Below are 17,240 nucleotides of genomic sequence, written 5' to 3' on the forward strand. Positions count from 1 at the left end.
CACACCAACATGGCGAAGCAACTGCCAGATATCGGCGATTATAAATATGGTTTCAAAGACAAAGACGTTTCGATTTTCCGTGCTGGACGCGGTTTAACAAAAGAGATCGTTGAAGAAATTTCACGTATGAAAGAAGAACCACAGTGGATGTTAGACTTCCGTTTAAAATCACTGGATAAGTTCTACGAAATGCCAATGCCACAATGGGGCGGCGACTTAAACGACTTAGATTTCGATGAAATTACGTACTACGTAAAACCATCTGAGAAATCTGAGAAGTCTTGGGATGAAGTACCTGATGAAATTAAAGCAACATTTGATAAATTAGGTATTCCAGAAGCTGAGCAAAAATATTTAGCTGGTGTATCTGCACAGTACGAATCTGAAGTTGTATACCACAACATGAAAGAAGACCTAGAAGCTCTAGGAATCGTCTTCAAAGATACAGATAGCGCATTAAAAGAGAACGAAGATATTTTCCGTGAGCATTTCGGAAAAGTAATCCCACCAACAGACAACAAATTCTCTGCATTAAACTCTGCAGTTTGGTCTGGTGGATCATTCATCTACGTTCCAAAAGGTGTTAAAGTTGATACACCACTTCAAGCGTATTTCCGTATTAACTCTGAAAATATGGGACAATTCGAGCGTACGCTTATCATCGTAGACGAAGGCGCACACGTACACTACGTAGAAGGTTGTACAGCACCTGTTTACACGACTAACTCACTTCACAGTGCGGTAGTAGAAATCATCATTAAGAAAGATGCATATTGCCGTTATACAACAATCCAAAACTGGGCGAACAACGTATACAACCTAGTTACAAAACGTGCGGTTTGTGAAGAAAACGCAACGATGGAATGGATTGACGGTAACATCGGATCTAAATTAACGATGAAATACCCAGCAGTTATCTTAAAAGGCGAAGGCGCTCGTGGTTTAACATTATCTATCGCGATTGCTGGTAAAGGCCAACACCAAGATGCTGGTGCGAAAATGATTCACTTAGCACCAAACACGTCTTCAACAATCGTTTCTAAATCGATTGCGAAGCATGGTGGTAAAGTAACTTACCGTGGTATCGTACACTTCGGACCAAAAGCGAAAAACTCTCGCTCTAACATCGAGTGTGACACGTTAATCATGGATAACCAATCTACATCTGATACAATTCCTTACAACGAAATCAAAAACGATTACGTTTCACTTGAGCACGAAGCGAAAGTATCGAAAGTATCAGAAGAACAATTATTCTACCTAATGAGCCGCGGTATTTCTGAGCAAGAAGCTACAGAAATGATCGTAATGGGCTTCATCGAGCCATTCACTCGCGAACTTCCAATGGAATACGCAGTTGAAATGAACCGCCTAATCAAGTTTGAGATGGAAGGTTCTATTGGTTAAATAGAAATGCGGAGCCGATTGTTCAGACCCGTTGGCTAAGGTTCTTTCGCACAGAAGATGCTTTTTATCTTCTCGTGCGGAAGGTTCTTAGACATGAAGGTCTAGGAGGCGAAGCTGGACAATATTTAAAAGTGGCAGCGGCTTATTCTAGCCGCTGGAACTGGATAATATATGTATGAAGAAAGCGTCCTGCTGTGCAGGGCGCTTTTTTGTTTTGCGGATTTGGCTCGGGAGAGGATACCCGGGTGGGTGTTCAGCTAAATATATCAACGATTTTTCAAATATATCGATCATAAACGGGAATATATCAACGATTATTTCAATATATCAACGTTTCGACAAGGAATATCGATTTGTCGACAAGATAAGACAAAAGAAAATCCTCACATACCCCCAAATATTTTATAAGAACAGAGAACGACTAGCTTTAAGACAAAGATACTGACAAATCCACTTGAACAACCAACCACTGAATTCTCTATTAAACTTTTTGACAAATCCACCCCTCCCTCCACTATCTGGAATTATTTCCTGCATTAGCAAAAGTTTCTCATATAAAAAGGACAATCTTTTGCTTTTTCTCACAATGCGAGTACAATGTAAAATAGCAAGAAAAGACGAAAAGTATTTACAGGATTATTGTGTGCGCATAGCGTAAATGGCAGTAAGGAACTGAGAGGAGGTTTTTTCTCTGAATACAAATAAAGAAACAATCATCCACCTTTATCATACAAACGATATACATAGTCATTTTGAAAATTGGCCGCAAATTTCTCGGTTTGTTCTAGGGGAGAAAAAGCGAAGACAGGAAGCGGGAGAGACTGTTTTGACGATTGATATCGGCGATCATGTGGATCGTTTTCATAGTATTTCGGAAGCGACAAATGGGCTTGGGAATACGAAGCTTTTAAATGAGGCGTTATATGATTATGTAACGATCGGAAATAATGAAGGCATTACGTTAGCGAAAGAGCATTTAAATCGGCTCTATGATGATGCTGGATTTGAAGTACTTGTCGCAAATTTATTTGAAAAAGAAGGTGTACGTCCATCATGGGCAAAGCCCTATAAATTACATACAACGACAGATGGGATTACGATTGCTTTTATCGGGTTAACTGTTGCGTATCCAGAGTTTTATCAAATGCTCGATTGGCATATTGAAGATCCGCTTATCCATTTAGAGTCTATTTTAGAAGAAGTGAGAGATGAGGCTCATATAACAGTTGTCCTTTCTCACCTTGGAAAAAGTATGGATGAGTATATGGCAGAGCATTATGATATAGATGTTATTTTAGGGGCACATACGCATCATTTATTTGAGCGTGGTGTTCTAATGAATAATACTTTACTTTGTTGCTGTGAAAAGTGGGGACGTTACGTTGGGCACGTGCAGCTTACTGTGGATAAAGAGACGAAGAAGCTGTTGAAAAAGGACGGTAGAGCGATTAAGACGGAACGGTTAGGTGCTTATAGCGAGCCGTTATCCACAATTGAAATACTGCAGGAAGAAAGTAAGCATATAATGGCAGAGCCTGTCGTTCATTTAAAAGAGTCATTACAGGTTGATTGGTTTCATGAGACGCCGTTTTCTCATATGTTAGCAAGTGCGCTGAAAACATGGTGCGGTGCAGAAGTTGGCATGGTGAATGTTGGTGTACTTCTTGAAGGGTTAGAAGAGGGTGTCGTAACGCGCGGAGATATTCACAGAATTTGTCCACATCCAATTAATCCGTGTGCTTTGAAAGTTCCAGGAAAGATATTAAGAGAAGTTATTTTGAAAGCACGTAAGCCGAATATGGAGAATCTTGAGGTGAAAGGATTCGGATTTCGTGGGAAAGTGATGGGGAAAATGATTTACGCGGGTGTAGAAGTAATTCCAGATACGATTCCTGGGAATAAAATTTTACTCGAAGATGTATTAATTAACGGGGAATCGCTGGAATTAGATCGTATATATACAGTAGGAACAATTGATATGTTTACATTTGGCTACTTATACCCAGAGCTATCCACACTTTCTGACAAACAATATTATATGCCAGAACTACTTAGAGATGTGTTAACAGATATGTTAATAACTTATACATCTTCCGTTAAACTATAGGCTAGTTAACTTGTAACACTCATTTTTCTCTTGTCATACAGATAAGAAAGAGAGGAGTGTGAACTATGGTTAATGTGGAGCCAATTATAATTGATAATTATACGTTTATTGCGGTTAGCGTGAAACTTCCAAAGACAAATTTGCTAGCTGTAATGAGCGATAAAGGATATATTATGTGTGGTGCATTAGATGTAGGTCTTTTAAATGAGAAGTTAGGTGATCGAGGAATTATTGCTGGCCGTGCGGTTGGTGTAAGAACGATTGAACAACTTCTTGAAGCGCCGCTAGAATCGGTAACGACTGGAGCTGAAGCATTAGGCATTCCAGCAGGAACGATTGGAAAAGAAGCATTATTAAAAATGAGATAAGCATATATCGTCCCTCCTTCTTGCATAGAAATGATATAAGAAGGAGGTTTTTTTATGAGTATATTTCGCTCGAAAAACTCGCGGTTTCGAAGGGGACCTATTGCCTTTCGGTATATACTGCTTATGTCGTTTATTCTTTTTATTATATTACTTACGCAAGGGTTGTGGATTGTGAATAATAATATTCAGCCGACCTTAATTAAATATGGGGAAGTAGAGACGCATAAAATGGCGACGGCAATTATGACGAAGGCAGTAAAGGATCGAATTAATGAAGGATTCGATGTAGATTCATTAATGAAAGTACAGAATGATAAAAACGGAAAAGTATCTACAATTAATTTAAATACAAAGCAAGTAAATGAAATCGTAACGTCAACGACCACGTACATAGAAAAATATTTGCAGCAAGTAGAACAAGGGAAGTTGAAGGAGCTAGGTATTTCTGAAAAAAACGGGGCGACTATGGCAGTTCCTTTTGGGCGTGTAACTGATAATGCACTTCTTGGTAATATAGGACCGGATATTCCGATTCATTTCACGCCAATTGGGCATGTGAATACAGATATTAAACAAAAAATTGAGCCGCATGGGATTAATACTACAGCAATTCAAATTGTTATGGAAATGGAAGTAACATTGCAAGTAATTATTCCATTTCATACGAAAGAGATAACGGTGAAACAAAATGTTCCGATTGCGACGCGTATCGTTCAAGGGGAAGTGCCTACGTATTATGGAAGTGGAAGTGTTGCTGTACCTGATAAAAAGAAAACAGATAGTTAGTTGTAAATAAAGTGAAACCCGGCTCAGCCAGGCTTTTAATGGATAAAAAATAACCGTAGCAATGCAGCTACGGTTATCGTTTTGTATTTGCTCGTTCTTTGCGTTCCCAAAGGCTTAAATGCATGTATGGATCGAAGGCCCATTCTGTATAGCCATTGTCTTTATATATGCCAAAATGTAAGTGGGGCGGAAATTTTCCGGCTGTACCAGGAGGTCCATAACCAGTGCTACCAACAAATCCGATTACTTTCCCTGGCTCAACAATTTGTCCAAGCTGTATTTCTTTTGAGAACCCGCCTAAATGAGCGTAATAATGGTAATTGTTATGAAGGTCGCGAATACCAATGCGCCATCCACCAAGGCGGTTCCAACCTTTCGTTTCAATAATGCCATAGCAAGTCGATCTTACTGGCACGCCATATCCGGCGAAAATATCTGTTCCTTCATGAATCCTTCTGCCGCCAAAACTTCTTCCAGCGCCGAAAGTACTACGGTAGCTATGGTCACTACGGATCGGAAGAGGAAAAGCATTTCCCTCTAAATTAATACGTCCATAATGTTTATAAATTTGGGCATATTCGCTAATTAAATCAACTGTTTTTGCACGTCTATAATATTCCCAGAGCATAATTTTAATACGGTCTTCTGACGTTCCTTGTTTCCTTAAAATAGTCGCTGCGGTATGCAGAAGATCACGGTCGCTATTTGCATTTGCAAATCCATCTTTGTCACCATCTAAACCTATTCCGCCAAATAGAGAAATTGTATGGGGGAGAGTATCGTTACTATTAATAGGTCCAGCCCATATTTCTGGTTTGAAATAAAGGGAAATGATGGCATCTGGTTTTTTCGGAATATCTTTTCTTACGCTCCGTATATTTCTTTCATATTGATCCATTGCAGCTAAGTAATACCATGGAATGCCTGAAGACTGCTCGGTTTCTTTATATAGTGCCATGCGCTTTTCGTATATGCTTTGCTGATTATCTTCACCGTAAGCGATGTTTTGGTGAAGAAGAAAACAAATAGAAAGCAAAAGAGAAATTTTTCGAAGCATGAAATAGACTCCTTTCACAACATCACTCTTTTTAGTGTGGGATATACGGAGTATTTCATTATAGGGAACGATTGGAAAAAATCTTAGAATCTTCATTTGAGCAAATCGCTTTCATACGTTAGAATAGATATGTTACATTGAAAGAAGCGAACACGGTAAACTATTTCATATTGTGCGGAGTTGATAACCATGACAAAACAAACAGAATATAAGCGCAAGCCCGAATGGTTGAAAATTAAGTTAAACACGAATGAAAACTATACAGGCTTAAAGAAAATGATGCGTTCTAAGAATCTTCATACCGTTTGTGAAGAGGCAAAATGTCCGAATATTCATGAATGCTGGGCTGTAAGAAAAACAGCAACATTTATGATTTTAGGTGCGGTTTGTACACGTGCTTGTCGTTTTTGTGCGGTTAAAACAGGCTTACCAACTGAGCTTGATTTACAAGAACCAGAACGCGTAGCAGATTCAGTAGTACAAATGGGCTTAAAGCACGTTGTTATAACAGCGGTTGCACGTGATGATTTAAAGGACGGGGGAGCAGCTGTTTTTGCTGAAACAGTACGCGCAGTACGTCGTAAAAACCCATTCACGTCTATCGAAGTATTACCATCTGATATGGGTGGAGTAGAAGAAAACTTAAAAATGTTAATGGATGCAAAACCAGATATTTTAAACCATAACATTGAAACAGTACGTCGATTATCTGACCGAGTTCGCGCTAGAGCAAAATATGAACGTTCATTAGAGTTTTTACGTCGAGCGAAAGAAATGCAGCCTGATATTCCAACTAAATCGAGCATTATGGTGGGCTTAGGTGAAACGAGAGAAGATTTAATTGAAGCAATGGATGACTTACGTGCAAACAATGTGGATATTTTAACTCTTGGGCAATACCTACAACCATCTAAGAAGCATTTACCAGTTCTTAAATATTACCCACCAGCAGAATTTGCAGAGCTTAAAGAAATTGCACTTAGCAAAGGATTTAGCCACTGTGAAGCTGGCCCACTTGTGCGTTCTTCTTACCATGCGGACGAGCAAGTACGTTCTGCAAAAGAAAAAACAGCAGAAGCTAAATAATGAAAAAAAGAGAGCTAATGATTAGCTCTCTTTTTGTTTGTACTCTAAAACGGTATTTGGACATGTTAATAAAATCTTTTTTAATTCTTCTGTGGATAATTCAATTGTAAATTCAGGAACACCAGGTGTAATTAAAATTTTATCGTACGTATAAATAGCGTTATCCACAATAATTGTTACATCGTGTGAATATCCGAAAGGAGCCACACATCCCGGCGTACAACCAGTTTTGTCTCGCAGTTCATCAGGAGAACAGAGAGATAAGCGTTCTCCTGATAGTTCTTTCATCTCTCCCCGGTTGAGCCTTGTGCCCTCTAACGTAAAAAATACGTAATAATCTCCAGACTTTGATTTTAAAAATAAGCTTTTACTTGGGGTGCCTTGTAAGCCAAGTCTCTCGCGTACGATCCGATCGGTCTCATAATCGAGTACTGGTTCGTGTTCGAATTTTTCATAAGAAACATTTGTTTTATGTAGTAAAGCAAGTACGTCTTCGTACATATGAAATGATACCCCTTTCTATTGTTAGAACAGTCTCTTCTCGTGGCGTCAACTGAATGTTTTGGAAAGGGATATTACTTGGACGATGCTTCCCATAAGCGTTTTATGATACATTGTTCGTCGATTGTAATTTCGTAAATATCAGGATTCGTTAAAGTTCTCCATTCATTAAAGCCAATCGTATGATCAAAATGCTTTAAAATGAGTGTAAGTAAATTGCCATGTGTAACAAGTAGTGTTGTCGTATGGTTTAATTGTAAAACGTCTTGAATAAGCGATAGGGCCCGGTCTGTTGCTTGTTTTGTTGACTCTCCGCCTGAAAAGGCAATATCTATATTTGTAAAAGTAGATTCTAGTTTTTGCATCCAATCATCCATTGGAATGTTGCTCAATATGCGTTCAGTTAATCGTTCATCTTCTTGGATAGATAAGTTAGCTTGGAGCGCATAGGGCCGAATGGAATCGATAGCTCGGACAAATGGGCTTGAAATAATATGATCGATTTGTAGATGATTTTCTAAGAGGAATGTAGCAAGGGTGTTTGCTTGGTCTTTTCCATCGGTCGTTAATTCATCATCACGTTTTTGCCCAATTGCTGAACAATGTCGTATTATAATAATTTTCTTCATAATTCATCCCCATCTTTCAAGTTGACGCTATATACTTCGACAAATGTAGAAATAATTCCTTTTTATTGGAAACAGTATATTGATTTAAATATGTGGAAAAGTAATGTGGATAATGAACATTTGAGGTGCAATGATGAAAAAAATGATATGTATCGTATTCATTATTTGTTTTCTTGCGCAATTGTCCACAACATATGCAGAATCCAACCGAAAACTAAATTATCCAAGCAATCAAAATAAGTCATTTGTGAGTGAGGATGTTTTTTATAAACAGTTAGATAAGAAAATCTATAAAGAGTACAAAAATGCAGCATATAGTGTTCGTAAAAAAATTTCATTTAAAGAAGTGGCTGATGAGGAATTTTCTTTCCTGCAAAAAACAGCTGTCGGTTGTCGAAGTAGAGTGGTGCTTCAAGATTTTTTTGTTCACCCTGATCGCCAAGTTTATTTTTTCGCTTCTTTTACTCAAAATGAAGTAGAAGAGTTCCATAAGTACATCGTTATAGATGCAGAAACAAAGAGGGAGCTGCAAGAAGGAAAAAGCTATCACCATTGCGACAATCCATAAAAAATAACCCACCAATCGGTGGGTTATTTTTTACTCCGGCACACTCATTAATTTCGCTTTCATCTTGCGAATAAGAACGACAGCCCCAATTGTGAAGAGAAGGGTAATTCCTTCGGCAACAAAGATATTGATTGTTTTTGTTTGGTAAAGTGCCGCGAAAAAGTCTACAAATGCGTGGAATAGTATAGCGTATACTAGGAAGATATATTTCTTCTGTTTGACTGCGTATAAAACAAGCATTGTAAAGGCGATTTGAAGCACGAGTGCCATAATTCTTTCTAAGCTACCAAGGAAGTATAAGTAGGCAGGTTGCTGAATTAACATGTCCTGTAAAATGCTAAGCTCGGGTTTTTGTTCAATCAGTCGAGCGAAGCTACCATCGTTAATAGAATTAGCAAAGATTAATGCTTGTAATGCAGAAAAACCGCCAATTAAAATAGATTCAATTCCGCCGTGACCAATTCCATAAGCGAAGCCATCTTTATATTCTAGATATTTTTTTAGTAAGAAGAAGAAGGCAACGAAGCGTCCTAATTCTTCAAAAATACCAGCAGTCAATCCGCCATAAATTGCGAAGACAAACGGATTTTCTAAAAATGGAGCGATTGTTGGATTACCGCGCATAAATAGGTGGAATGGTGTTTCAAGAATTTGGGTGAATCCGATAAAGATAAGAACACCAACGCCGACCACTTTCCAATTCATATTATATTTTTTACGGAAATAAACGAGTACGATAATTGGGACCAGAATCGAGACAATAAGTTGAAAAATGATGCTGGCAATTACAGTATTTGAAACCATACTTTCACCGCTTTCTAATATATGTACATATCTATTATGCATGAAATAGGGGAGAGATGAAACTTTTAGAAAGAAAATGAATTTACTTATTGACTCTAACGTTGCGTCATACTTTATCGTATGTACTAAGGGGGAGATACAAATGACAATGAGAGTAAAAGAAGTAGCTGATTTAGTTGGAATTAGTGTGCGCACACTGCATCATTACGATGAAATTGGGTTGTTAACCCCAGACGAGACGACAGAGTCTGGATATCGTCTGTATTCCAATGAAAATTTAGAGACATTGCAGCAAATTTTGTTTTTTAAAGAGCTTGGCTTCCCTTTGAAGAAAATTAAAGAGATTATCATGAGTCCATCATTTGATCGCGAAGAGGCACTACAGCTTCATAAGAAGATGCTTCTTGAAAAGCGTGCCAGATTAGATAAGGTGATTGCGACGATTGATAAAACAATTCAGCATACAAAAGGAGAGATTGAAATGACGAATAAAGAGAAATTTGAAGGATTCGATTTCAGCCATAACCCATATGAAGAAGAAGCACGTGAAAAATGGGGAGACGCAGCTGTAGATAAAGCGAACGAATATGCAAAAGGTATGTCAAAAGAGAACCAAGAGGAGTTTAATGCTATTTATAGAAATTTAGCAACGCTTAGACACGATGCACCAGATTCTAAAGAGGCGCAGGCAGCTATTAAAGTATGGTACGATTACTTGCAAAACTTCGGTGAATATTCGTTAGATGCTTTTAAAGGACTCGGTCAAATGTACGTCGCTGATGAGCGTTTTACGAAAAATATTGATAAGTTTGGTGAGGGATTAGCGCAGTTTATGTGTGATGCGATGGAGGTTTATGCGGATCGTAATAAAAAATAAAAAGTAAAACAGGTGGAGATTTTCTCCACCTGTTTTACTTTTTAATCATATCATTCAAAGTCTGATCTCCCGTATTGTTCAAATGAGGATTTTTACTCATTTCTCGTTTTAACATATCGAGGCTTTGTGTATATTCTGTATCATTTAATGCGCCAGATTGAAGCCCTTGAATTTGAGAAATCAACTTTTGGTCTGTTGATACATATGCTTTATAATAGCGAGGAACGATGGACAAAGCAGCTCTATATACTTGATCCGCTACGAGTTTTGGATCCGTTGTGTTTGCACGGTATACAACGAACACTTCATCATCAGTAACGAGTGTAGCAGCGTTTGTAACGTCAGGAAGTTTGACTGTCATGCTTGTAATCATTTCAGCGACCTTCTCGCGATTAATGGCCCCTACTTGTTTGTTAGATACTTCATGCTTTTGTTTAGAAGAATAACCGACTCTTGTGAGTCTTGTATTTGTATTTTCCGTATGATACATGTCGTTTTTATTGGAAACAAGAACACGGCTTCCTTCTTCACGTTCCATTTCAGCTTTGTTCGCTGATTGGCAGCCTGCAAATAAGGAAAGAGTGAGAAGGGAAAGTAAAATTTGTTTTTTCACGATGTATCACCTCCTTCTCCATAGCATGTACTAATTTGCAATTTTTTGTATTTGAAATTGTTGGTTGTTATGCTTTGTGATACGATAAAAAGAAGAATGCTTAGAGAGGAAGTTAATGATGGAGCAAAAGCAAGAGATTCATGCTACGGTGAGCATTAATAATGTTCAGTACGAAGTAATTAAAAACTTTCGTGACGGTTTTAGTGAAGAAGCATTTAAAGAGCGCTATGCAGAAATTTTAAATAAATATGATTACATCGTTGGGGACTGGGGATATGAGCAACTTAGATTGCGAGGATTCTTTGATGATAGTAACCAACGTGCGACATATGATACGAAAATTAGTACGTTAACGGAGTATTTATACGAGTACTGTAACTTCGGTTGCGCACATTTTGTATTACGAAAAGTGAAGAAATAAAAAAATCCTCTTACAATTGTAAGAGGATTTTTTCATAGCAGTTATACCAATTGTGAGGAGGCTGTTTACTTGAAAAGTAAACAGCACCTCGGCAAATATAATGATTCTTTTCATACAAACGTAATGAGACAGGATTGCCAGTGAAAGCATCTAATCGTATGCCGGTATAGTTTTTTCGTTTCGCTTCACTTTCCCAAAAGGATAAAAGTACTTTGCTATATCCTTTTCCTTGGGCGAAAGGATGGATGACGAAAGAGTGGACGATAAGAAAACATCCATCTGTTTCTGACCAATCAATAAGCGCGTATTCGGGAGATTGCCATTCGTTCAATACAACAGCACCAACAAGCGAATCATGCTCAAATAGGCAATAGAGTTCACCTTGTTCTAAGTGATAGGAAATATGTTCTCGAGTCGGATATGAATCATCCCATTGATAAATTTTCTTTTGTAAGAGTGCTTTTTTACATTCTGTATACATTGCATCTAATTCGTCTAATAAATTCATCGTACCTTTTCTCACATTTAGCATGAAACTCCCCCTTATAAACAAATTGAAATAGAATCGCCTTCAGAAAGTATTGTATTTGGCTTCATTTGTTGTCCGTTTAATTGAATATCCCCATTTTTAATTTTATCCACAATGCGTGTACGGCTCCAGTCGGAAATATATGTGGATAAGGCTTTATCGATGCGGTGGGAACCGAAAACGATATCTAATACGATCGTGATTTCGGTTATGCCGCTTTCTTGATGTTGCGTAATGGAAATGGTAGTAGTTGTTTCCGTTTGATCTTGCTGAGTCATATCGATCGTTTCAACGTGATCAGTAAATGCTTTATAAATACGAAGTTTTTGATTCCACGTATGGTCTTTCGGACATTTATAAATGGCAAAGCGGTATATGTTTTTTCCGTTGGCGTTATGCCTACGAATATTTGTATCGGTAAATAGGGTAGTACGTCTGCAATTTTTACAATATTTTTCGATTGTGTTTTGCTCGTTTTCATATAAACTCCAAGAAAGTTGTACTTTCTGCATTTTCCTTCACCTCTTATAGTAGTGGCAAAGAAACGTAATACAGCTATTTGGATGTCTTGTAGTATGAAGACATGAGAAAAAGACAAAAATAAAAGGAGGTCCCCAAAGAGGAACCTCCGTAAACATCATACTACAGATGCAATACGTTCCTTTGTAATGGGAATGGGCAGACTACTCCCTTGAAAAAGCACGGTGCTTTTTTGAGAGTAATGCTATCCAATTGCTGGTCCATTACAAAGTAGTTGTTGGCATACGTAGATAACGTCCTTTCTATCCAAATAGATTTATTCTTCATTATAACACAAAAGATTGAAAATTCAAAACTCTATTAATGAAAAAACACCAGCTAAAATAGCTGGTGCATACGATAAATTATATAAGTTCAAATAAAAATGAGCGTAATTCTTCTGCAATTTCTTCAGTCATAGAAAATGCATGCTCTAAGTAGCCTGGTTCGTTTAAATCGTCAGCACCGATGATTGCAAATTTATTGCGTTGCATATCAAGGACAATTGTTTTACCGTAATGACGATCGGAGTATAAAAGCGCTAAATCGTGACGCTCATTTTCTCCCATAAAGCTAACGAAACGAGTTTTTGTAGCGACAGTATCGTCGTACAGAAAGAAACGTTCTTCCATACACATGGCTCCTTTATTAAATATCTAAGTTTAAGTGTGGTTTATGATCTAAATGGTGATGCGTTTTAATGAATCGTACTGTTCTTGTTTTGTAACGCATTACGATAGAGTATGTTTCAGCTAAATCTCCGCCAAGGAATTTAACACCGTCTAATAACTCACCAGCAGATACACCAGTTGCTGAGAAGATTGCATCATCCCCAGATACTAAGTCATCTAACATAAGAAGTTGACGAGGGTCTTCTAATCCCATTTCACGACAACGAGCTTCTTCTTCTTCGTTCATTGGAACTAAGCGAGCTTGCATTTCACCTTCAAGGCATTTTAATGCTGCTGCAGAAATAACACCTTCTGGAGCTCCGCCAATACCTACGAATAAGTCGATACCCGTTCCAGGTAGTGCTGTTGCGATTGACGCACCAACATCACCGTCACCAAATAATTTTACGCGTGCACCTTTTGCACGAACACGGTCAATAATATCTTGATGACGTTCACGTTCTTGAACGATAACTGTTAGATCGCGAATCTTTTTATTGTTAGCTTCTGCTACAATTTCAATTGTTTTTTCAATTGGATCATCTAAGCTAATTTTACCAGCTGCTTTTGGACCAACCGCGATTTTTTCCATGTACATATCAGGAGCATGAAGAAGGTTCCCTTTGTCTGCGATTGCAATAACTGCCATTGCATTTGCAAGACCTTTTGCAACGATGTTTGTACCTTCTAATGGATCAACGGCGATATCTACTTCTGGACCGTTACCTGTTCCTAGTTCTTCACCAATATACAACATCGGTGCTTCATCAAGTTCTCCTTCACCAATTACAACTGTACCTGCCATGTTTACTGAATCGAACATATCACGCATTGCTGTAGTTGCTGCATCATCTGCTTCATTTTTCTTTCCGCGGCCCATCCACTGTGCGGATGCTAAGGCTGCTGCTTCTGTTACACGGACAATTTCTAGTGCGAGTTCACGTTCCAAGATTCCATTCCTCCAATTTCAAAAATCATACAAATATAACTATAACAAATAACGGAGAAAAGGTGAATTCGAAAAATTGTCGATTTTTTCAGAAGAAAGCGTTACAATTAAAATGTAAATGCTTTAATTTCCAGGTAGGTGACATTCATGTATTTTGTAGACAGAAAGAAAATAGAACAAATGCTAGTATGTTTAGAACGAGCAACAAGTACATTTCAAGAGAAAAAGATATATGAAACCGAGTTTGAATTTTACGCATTAGAGCGCATAGCCCATCTTATTATTGATTGTGTATTAGATGTAGGAAATGCGATGATTGATGGATTTATTATGCGCGATCCAGGAAGCTATGAAGATATTATTGATATTTTAATGGACGAGCGAGTGATAAGTGAAGAAGATGGACAAGGGATGAAAGAAATTATCCTTCTTCGAAAAATGCTTACGCAAGATTATATTCAAATGAATCATGATGAATTATATAAGATGATTCAAAAACATATTGCAGTGGTAGAGAAATACCCAGCAAATATTCGCAGTTATTTAGAAAAGGAATTAGGACCTGTATCTGCATTTGTACCAGAATAATTATGCTTATAAGATCCCCAGAGAATGCCTTTTGGGGATCTTATATTGTATGTGAGAAAGAAAAGGGAGAAGGGTGAAGTATGGGGGAAGCACGTACTACGAAAGACGAGATTGTACAATTGTTGAAAGTAAAGGGAGAGCACACGGTAGCGGAACTAGCTGACGTTTTAGAGATTACAGAAATGGCGATTCGAAGACATTTAAGTAATCTTGAGAAAGATGGACTCATTTATTCTAAGATGGTAAGGCAACATGTCGGAAGACCAACTTATTTGTATGGATTAAGCGAAAAGGGAGAAGATACATTCCCGAAAGAGTATAAGCAATTTGCGATTGATATGCTAGAAGATTTAGCTCGAATGGGCGATGAAAAAATACTTCGTTACGTTTTAAAAGAGAGAACGAAGCGAATGGAAGAACAGTTACAAAAGAGAGTGAATAATCAAAAGAATTTAGCATATAAAGTGCAAGAGATAGCAGCTATGCAAGAGAAAAATGGTTATATGGTTCAAATAAAGAGAGATGGAGAGAAATCTTTCGTAATTGAAAAACAAAACTGTCCGTTAAAGGAAATTGCCGAGAGATTCCCGCAAGTGTGTGAAGATGAAAAAGAAATGTATAAGCGTTTATTTACGAACGCAGAAGTGAAAACGCTAGCAAATATGTGCGAGGGCGATTGTAGTTGTTCTTATCAAATAAAAGAGAAAAAATGAACGTTATGGGGCGCTTTAAGGTAAAGCGTTTTTTTCTTTTGGAAAAGCGGGTAATATAAGAGTGGTATGATAAGGTGAGAACGTTAGCATAGAAGGAGAGACATAATCGATGTATAAAGGTTACTTAATTGACTTAGACGGTACGATGTATCGTGGAGAAGAACAAATTGAAGAAGCAAGCGACTTCGTAAAAGCATTAGGAGAGCGCGACATTCCATATTTATTCGTTACGAATAACTCAACTCGCAAACCAGAACAAGTGGCAGAAAAGCTTGTTCGTTTCGATATTCCGGCGAAAGCGGAGCAAGTATTCACAACGAGTATGGCGACTGCGAACTTCATTTATGAACGTAAACAAGACGCAACTGTATATATGATTGGTGAAGAAGGCTTACACGATGCACTTGTGGAAAAAGGATTTGAACTTGTGGATGAAAATCCTGATTTCGTTGTTGTTGGTTTAGATCGTGACATCACATATGAAAAATTAGCAAAAGCGTGTCTTGCTGTGCGTAATGGCGCGACGTTTATTTCTACAAATGGGGATATTGCCATCCCAACTGAGCGAGGGTTATTACCAGGTAATGGTTCATTAACATCAGTTGTAGCAGTATCAACAGGTGTGGATCCAATCTTTATCGGAAAACCAGAATCAATCATTATGGAACAAGCTTTGAAAGTGCTTGGCATAGAAAAGAATGAAGCATTAATGGTTGGGGATAACTACGATACAGACATTTTAGCAGGAATAAATGCTGGTATGCATACCCTTCTTGTCCACACTGGAGTCACAACTGTGGAGAAGTTAACAGAATACGAAGTACAACCAACGCAAGTTGTGCATAACTTGACGGAGTGGATTGAGAAGATGTAATGAAGAAAGCTGTTCCAAACTTTGGAACAGCTTTTTTTTATTTCGTTGTGACTAGTGTCGATTTTTGTCGGTAAGTCGATATATTTGAAAAATCGCCGATATAATCTGAGTTGCGCTGATATATTTAGAAAATCGCTGATATAACTTTATTTAAAACGCACGATTCACAACGTCTTTAACCTCTTCAAGATATTGCTTACGCACACTGTCATCCACAGAAGGGACACTTGTATAGAATGTATGCTCAATTGTTTCAATACCTGTGAATTCAAAAATACCAACATCCGCTGTTTTCTTCATTGCATCAAACATGCCACCTGCTGTGTATGCCTCTTTCGTATTGCCCATTGTAGATAATAACAATCCTTTTTTACCGCTTAATAACTTTTCAATGCCGTTTTCACCGTAAGCATAAGCAAATCCATGGCTAAATACACGGTCAACGTATCCTTTTAAAATAGCAGGAAGTCCCGCCCACCACACTGGATAAATGAATGTAATGCTGTCAGCCCAAGAGATATGTTCTTGTTCTTCTTTAATATCTTCTGGTGTATTTCCTTGAGAAAATGAGATGAAATCGGAAGCGCTTAATACTGGATTAAAGTTTAATTCGTATAGATCGCGAACGCGTACTTCGTGACCTTTTCCTTCTAATTCACTTTTTACCGTTTCTAAAATCGCATGGTTGAAGCTTTCTGTATTCGGGTGTGCATAAACGATTACATGTTTCATTTTTCTTCCTCCTATTTGTGGATATGTGAATAGCTATTTGTATTTCTGTAACTATTATGGTTACTACTTTTATAGAAGTCAAGTAATACATATGTATGTATAAAAAGACGCTCGAAAATCGCCTTTTTATACCCCGCTCATACAAAGTACAAAGAAGACGAATAAAATGATAACAATACCAATGCCAAAGTTAAATACGAGAGTACTATCCATATATGTAGCCTCCTTGTTTGAAAGTAAAAAGCACTCTAGTTAAGAGTGCTTTTTTATTTTGAATCTACTTTATAACTTTTAGAAAGTGATTCATGCGTGTCATGATTTACATTATTTTATGTATTTATGCTTTGAAATGAGTAAGTCCTTGTGAGATATAGAAAAAAAGACACTCGTTGGAGTGTCTTTTAAGATGACAAAATGTGCCAATTGCTTGAGGTTGATAAG

21 protein-coding genes are annotated in these 17,240 nt (G+C 37.7%); 11 read left to right on the forward strand and 10 right to left on the reverse strand.

Annotation, left to right across the window (positions count from 1 at the left end; genetic code table 11):
• Positions 1-9: 9 nt before the first annotated feature.
• From sufB to yunB, 4 genes are all read left to right on the forward strand, one after another.
• Complete coding sequence (sufB, locus tag ACTFRU_RS20135; RefSeq protein ID WP_001118827.1) at positions 10-1,407, forward strand: Fe-S cluster assembly protein SufB; 1,398 nt, start codon at positions 10-12, stop codon at positions 1,405-1,407.
• 715 nt (positions 1,408-2,122) lie between these two features.
• Positions 2,123-3,514, forward strand: a complete 1,392-nt coding sequence (locus ACTFRU_RS20140) for a bifunctional metallophosphatase/5'-nucleotidase (protein WP_071732342.1) — start codon at positions 2,123-2,125, stop codon at positions 3,512-3,514.
• Positions 3,515-3,579: 65 nt separating this feature from the next.
• On the forward strand, positions 3,580-3,882 hold the full coding sequence (locus ACTFRU_RS20145) for a YunC family protein (RefSeq protein ID WP_000248466.1): 303 nt from the start codon (positions 3,580-3,582) through the stop codon (positions 3,880-3,882).
• 54 nt (positions 3,883-3,936) lie between these two features.
• Positions 3,937-4,668: a sporulation protein YunB gene (gene yunB / locus ACTFRU_RS20150; protein ID WP_000021800.1), complete on the forward strand. Its 732-nt coding sequence runs from the start codon at positions 3,937-3,939 to the stop codon at positions 4,666-4,668.
• A gap of 73 nt (positions 4,669-4,741) precedes the next feature.
• On the opposite strand, the gene ACTFRU_RS20155 is transcribed toward yunB, so the two are convergent.
• Complete coding sequence (locus ACTFRU_RS20155) at positions 4,742-5,725, reverse strand: M23 family metallopeptidase (protein WP_000944663.1); 984 nt, start codon at positions 5,723-5,725, stop codon at positions 4,742-4,744.
• Positions 5,726-5,914: 189 nt separating this feature from the next.
• On the opposite strand from ACTFRU_RS20155, the gene lipA reads away from it, so the two are divergent.
• Positions 5,915-6,811, forward strand: a complete 897-nt coding sequence (lipA, locus tag ACTFRU_RS20160) for a lipoyl synthase (protein WP_000166372.1) — start codon at positions 5,915-5,917, stop codon at positions 6,809-6,811.
• 21 nt (positions 6,812-6,832) lie between these two features.
• Here lipA and ACTFRU_RS20165 read toward each other — a convergent pair whose 3' ends face one another.
• Together ACTFRU_RS20165 and ACTFRU_RS20170 are read right to left on the reverse strand one after the other, a co-directional pair.
• Positions 6,833-7,312: a YbaK/EbsC family protein gene (locus ACTFRU_RS20165; RefSeq protein WP_000272746.1), complete on the reverse strand. Its 480-nt coding sequence runs from the start codon at positions 7,310-7,312 to the stop codon at positions 6,833-6,835.
• A 74-nt stretch (positions 7,313-7,386) separates the two neighbouring features.
• Complete coding sequence (locus ACTFRU_RS20170; protein WP_000720176.1) at positions 7,387-7,941, reverse strand: histidine phosphatase family protein; 555 nt, start codon at positions 7,939-7,941, stop codon at positions 7,387-7,389.
• Positions 7,942-8,074: 133 nt separating this feature from the next.
• On the opposite strand from ACTFRU_RS20170, the gene ACTFRU_RS20175 reads away from it, so the two are divergent.
• Complete coding sequence (locus ACTFRU_RS20175; RefSeq protein ID WP_000738181.1) at positions 8,075-8,509, forward strand: hypothetical protein; 435 nt, start codon at positions 8,075-8,077, stop codon at positions 8,507-8,509.
• Positions 8,510-8,539: 30 nt separating this feature from the next.
• Here ACTFRU_RS20175 and ACTFRU_RS20180 read toward each other — a convergent pair whose 3' ends face one another.
• Positions 8,540-9,355, reverse strand: a complete 816-nt coding sequence (locus tag ACTFRU_RS20180) for a YhfC family intramembrane metalloprotease (RefSeq protein WP_002164635.1) — start codon at positions 9,353-9,355, stop codon at positions 8,540-8,542.
• Between the two features lie 100 nt (positions 9,356-9,455).
• Between ACTFRU_RS20180 and ACTFRU_RS20185 the strand changes: the two genes are divergently transcribed.
• Complete coding sequence (locus ACTFRU_RS20185) at positions 9,456-10,190, forward strand: MerR family transcriptional regulator (RefSeq protein ID WP_000178775.1); 735 nt, start codon at positions 9,456-9,458, stop codon at positions 10,188-10,190.
• Positions 10,191-10,224: 34 nt separating this feature from the next.
• Here the strand turns inward: ACTFRU_RS20185 and ACTFRU_RS20190 are convergent, their stop codons facing one another.
• A complete protein-coding gene (locus ACTFRU_RS20190) occupies positions 10,225-10,803 on the reverse strand; it encodes a YhcN/YlaJ family sporulation lipoprotein (RefSeq protein WP_000744132.1) in 579 nt (192 codons plus the stop codon).
• 118 nt (positions 10,804-10,921) lie between these two features.
• Between ACTFRU_RS20190 and ACTFRU_RS20195 the strand changes: the two genes are divergently transcribed.
• Positions 10,922-11,224 carry a YutD family protein gene (locus ACTFRU_RS20195; protein WP_000435943.1) on the forward strand — a complete coding sequence of 101 codons (303 nt, stop codon included), beginning with the start codon at positions 10,922-10,924 and terminating at the stop codon, positions 11,222-11,224.
• Positions 11,225-11,234: 10 nt separating this feature from the next.
• Here ACTFRU_RS20195 and ACTFRU_RS20200 read toward each other — a convergent pair whose 3' ends face one another.
• The 4 genes from ACTFRU_RS20200 to glpX all read right to left on the reverse strand — a co-directional run bounded on the left by ACTFRU_RS20200 (position 11,235) and on the right by glpX (position 13,892).
• Positions 11,235-11,756, reverse strand: a complete 522-nt coding sequence (locus ACTFRU_RS20200) for a GNAT family N-acetyltransferase (protein WP_006918856.1) — start codon at positions 11,754-11,756, stop codon at positions 11,235-11,237.
• Between the two features lie 11 nt (positions 11,757-11,767).
• On the reverse strand, positions 11,768-12,265 hold the full coding sequence (locus ACTFRU_RS20205; RefSeq protein ID WP_047792133.1) for a cytoplasmic protein: 498 nt from the start codon (positions 12,263-12,265) through the stop codon (positions 11,768-11,770).
• A 372-nt stretch (positions 12,266-12,637) separates the two neighbouring features.
• Positions 12,638-12,904, reverse strand: a complete 267-nt coding sequence (locus tag ACTFRU_RS20210; RefSeq protein ID WP_000392606.1) for a DUF3055 domain-containing protein — start codon at positions 12,902-12,904, stop codon at positions 12,638-12,640.
• A gap of 16 nt (positions 12,905-12,920) precedes the next feature.
• Complete coding sequence (gene glpX / locus ACTFRU_RS20215; protein WP_000439090.1) at positions 12,921-13,892, reverse strand: class II fructose-bisphosphatase; 972 nt, start codon at positions 13,890-13,892, stop codon at positions 12,921-12,923.
• A gap of 147 nt (positions 13,893-14,039) precedes the next feature.
• Between glpX and ACTFRU_RS20220 the strand changes: the two genes are divergently transcribed.
• From ACTFRU_RS20220 to ACTFRU_RS20230, 3 genes are all read left to right on the forward strand, one after another.
• On the forward strand, positions 14,040-14,480 hold the full coding sequence (locus ACTFRU_RS20220; RefSeq protein ID WP_163093232.1) for a DUF86 domain-containing protein: 441 nt from the start codon (positions 14,040-14,042) through the stop codon (positions 14,478-14,480).
• A gap of 80 nt (positions 14,481-14,560) precedes the next feature.
• Entirely contained in the window at positions 14,561-15,193 is a 633-nt protein-coding gene (locus ACTFRU_RS20225; protein ID WP_440019423.1) for a helix-turn-helix transcriptional regulator, read from the forward strand.
• A gap of 109 nt (positions 15,194-15,302) precedes the next feature.
• Positions 15,303-16,067 (forward strand): TIGR01457 family HAD-type hydrolase, encoded by a 765-nt coding sequence (locus ACTFRU_RS20230; RefSeq protein WP_006918861.1) that lies wholly within the window; start codon positions 15,303-15,305, stop codon positions 16,065-16,067.
• Between the two features lie 150 nt (positions 16,068-16,217).
• On the opposite strand, the gene ACTFRU_RS20235 is transcribed toward ACTFRU_RS20230, so the two are convergent.
• Positions 16,218-16,799 carry an NAD(P)H-dependent oxidoreductase gene (locus ACTFRU_RS20235; protein WP_000683448.1) on the reverse strand — a complete coding sequence of 194 codons (582 nt, stop codon included), beginning with the start codon at positions 16,797-16,799 and terminating at the stop codon, positions 16,218-16,220.
• Positions 16,800-17,240: the final 441 nt, after the last annotated feature.

Source organism: Bacillus cereus group sp. MYBK220-1 (genome assembly GCF_051916445.1).
Classification (GTDB): domain Bacteria; phylum Bacillota; class Bacilli; order Bacillales; family Bacillaceae_G; genus Bacillus_A; species Bacillus_A cereus.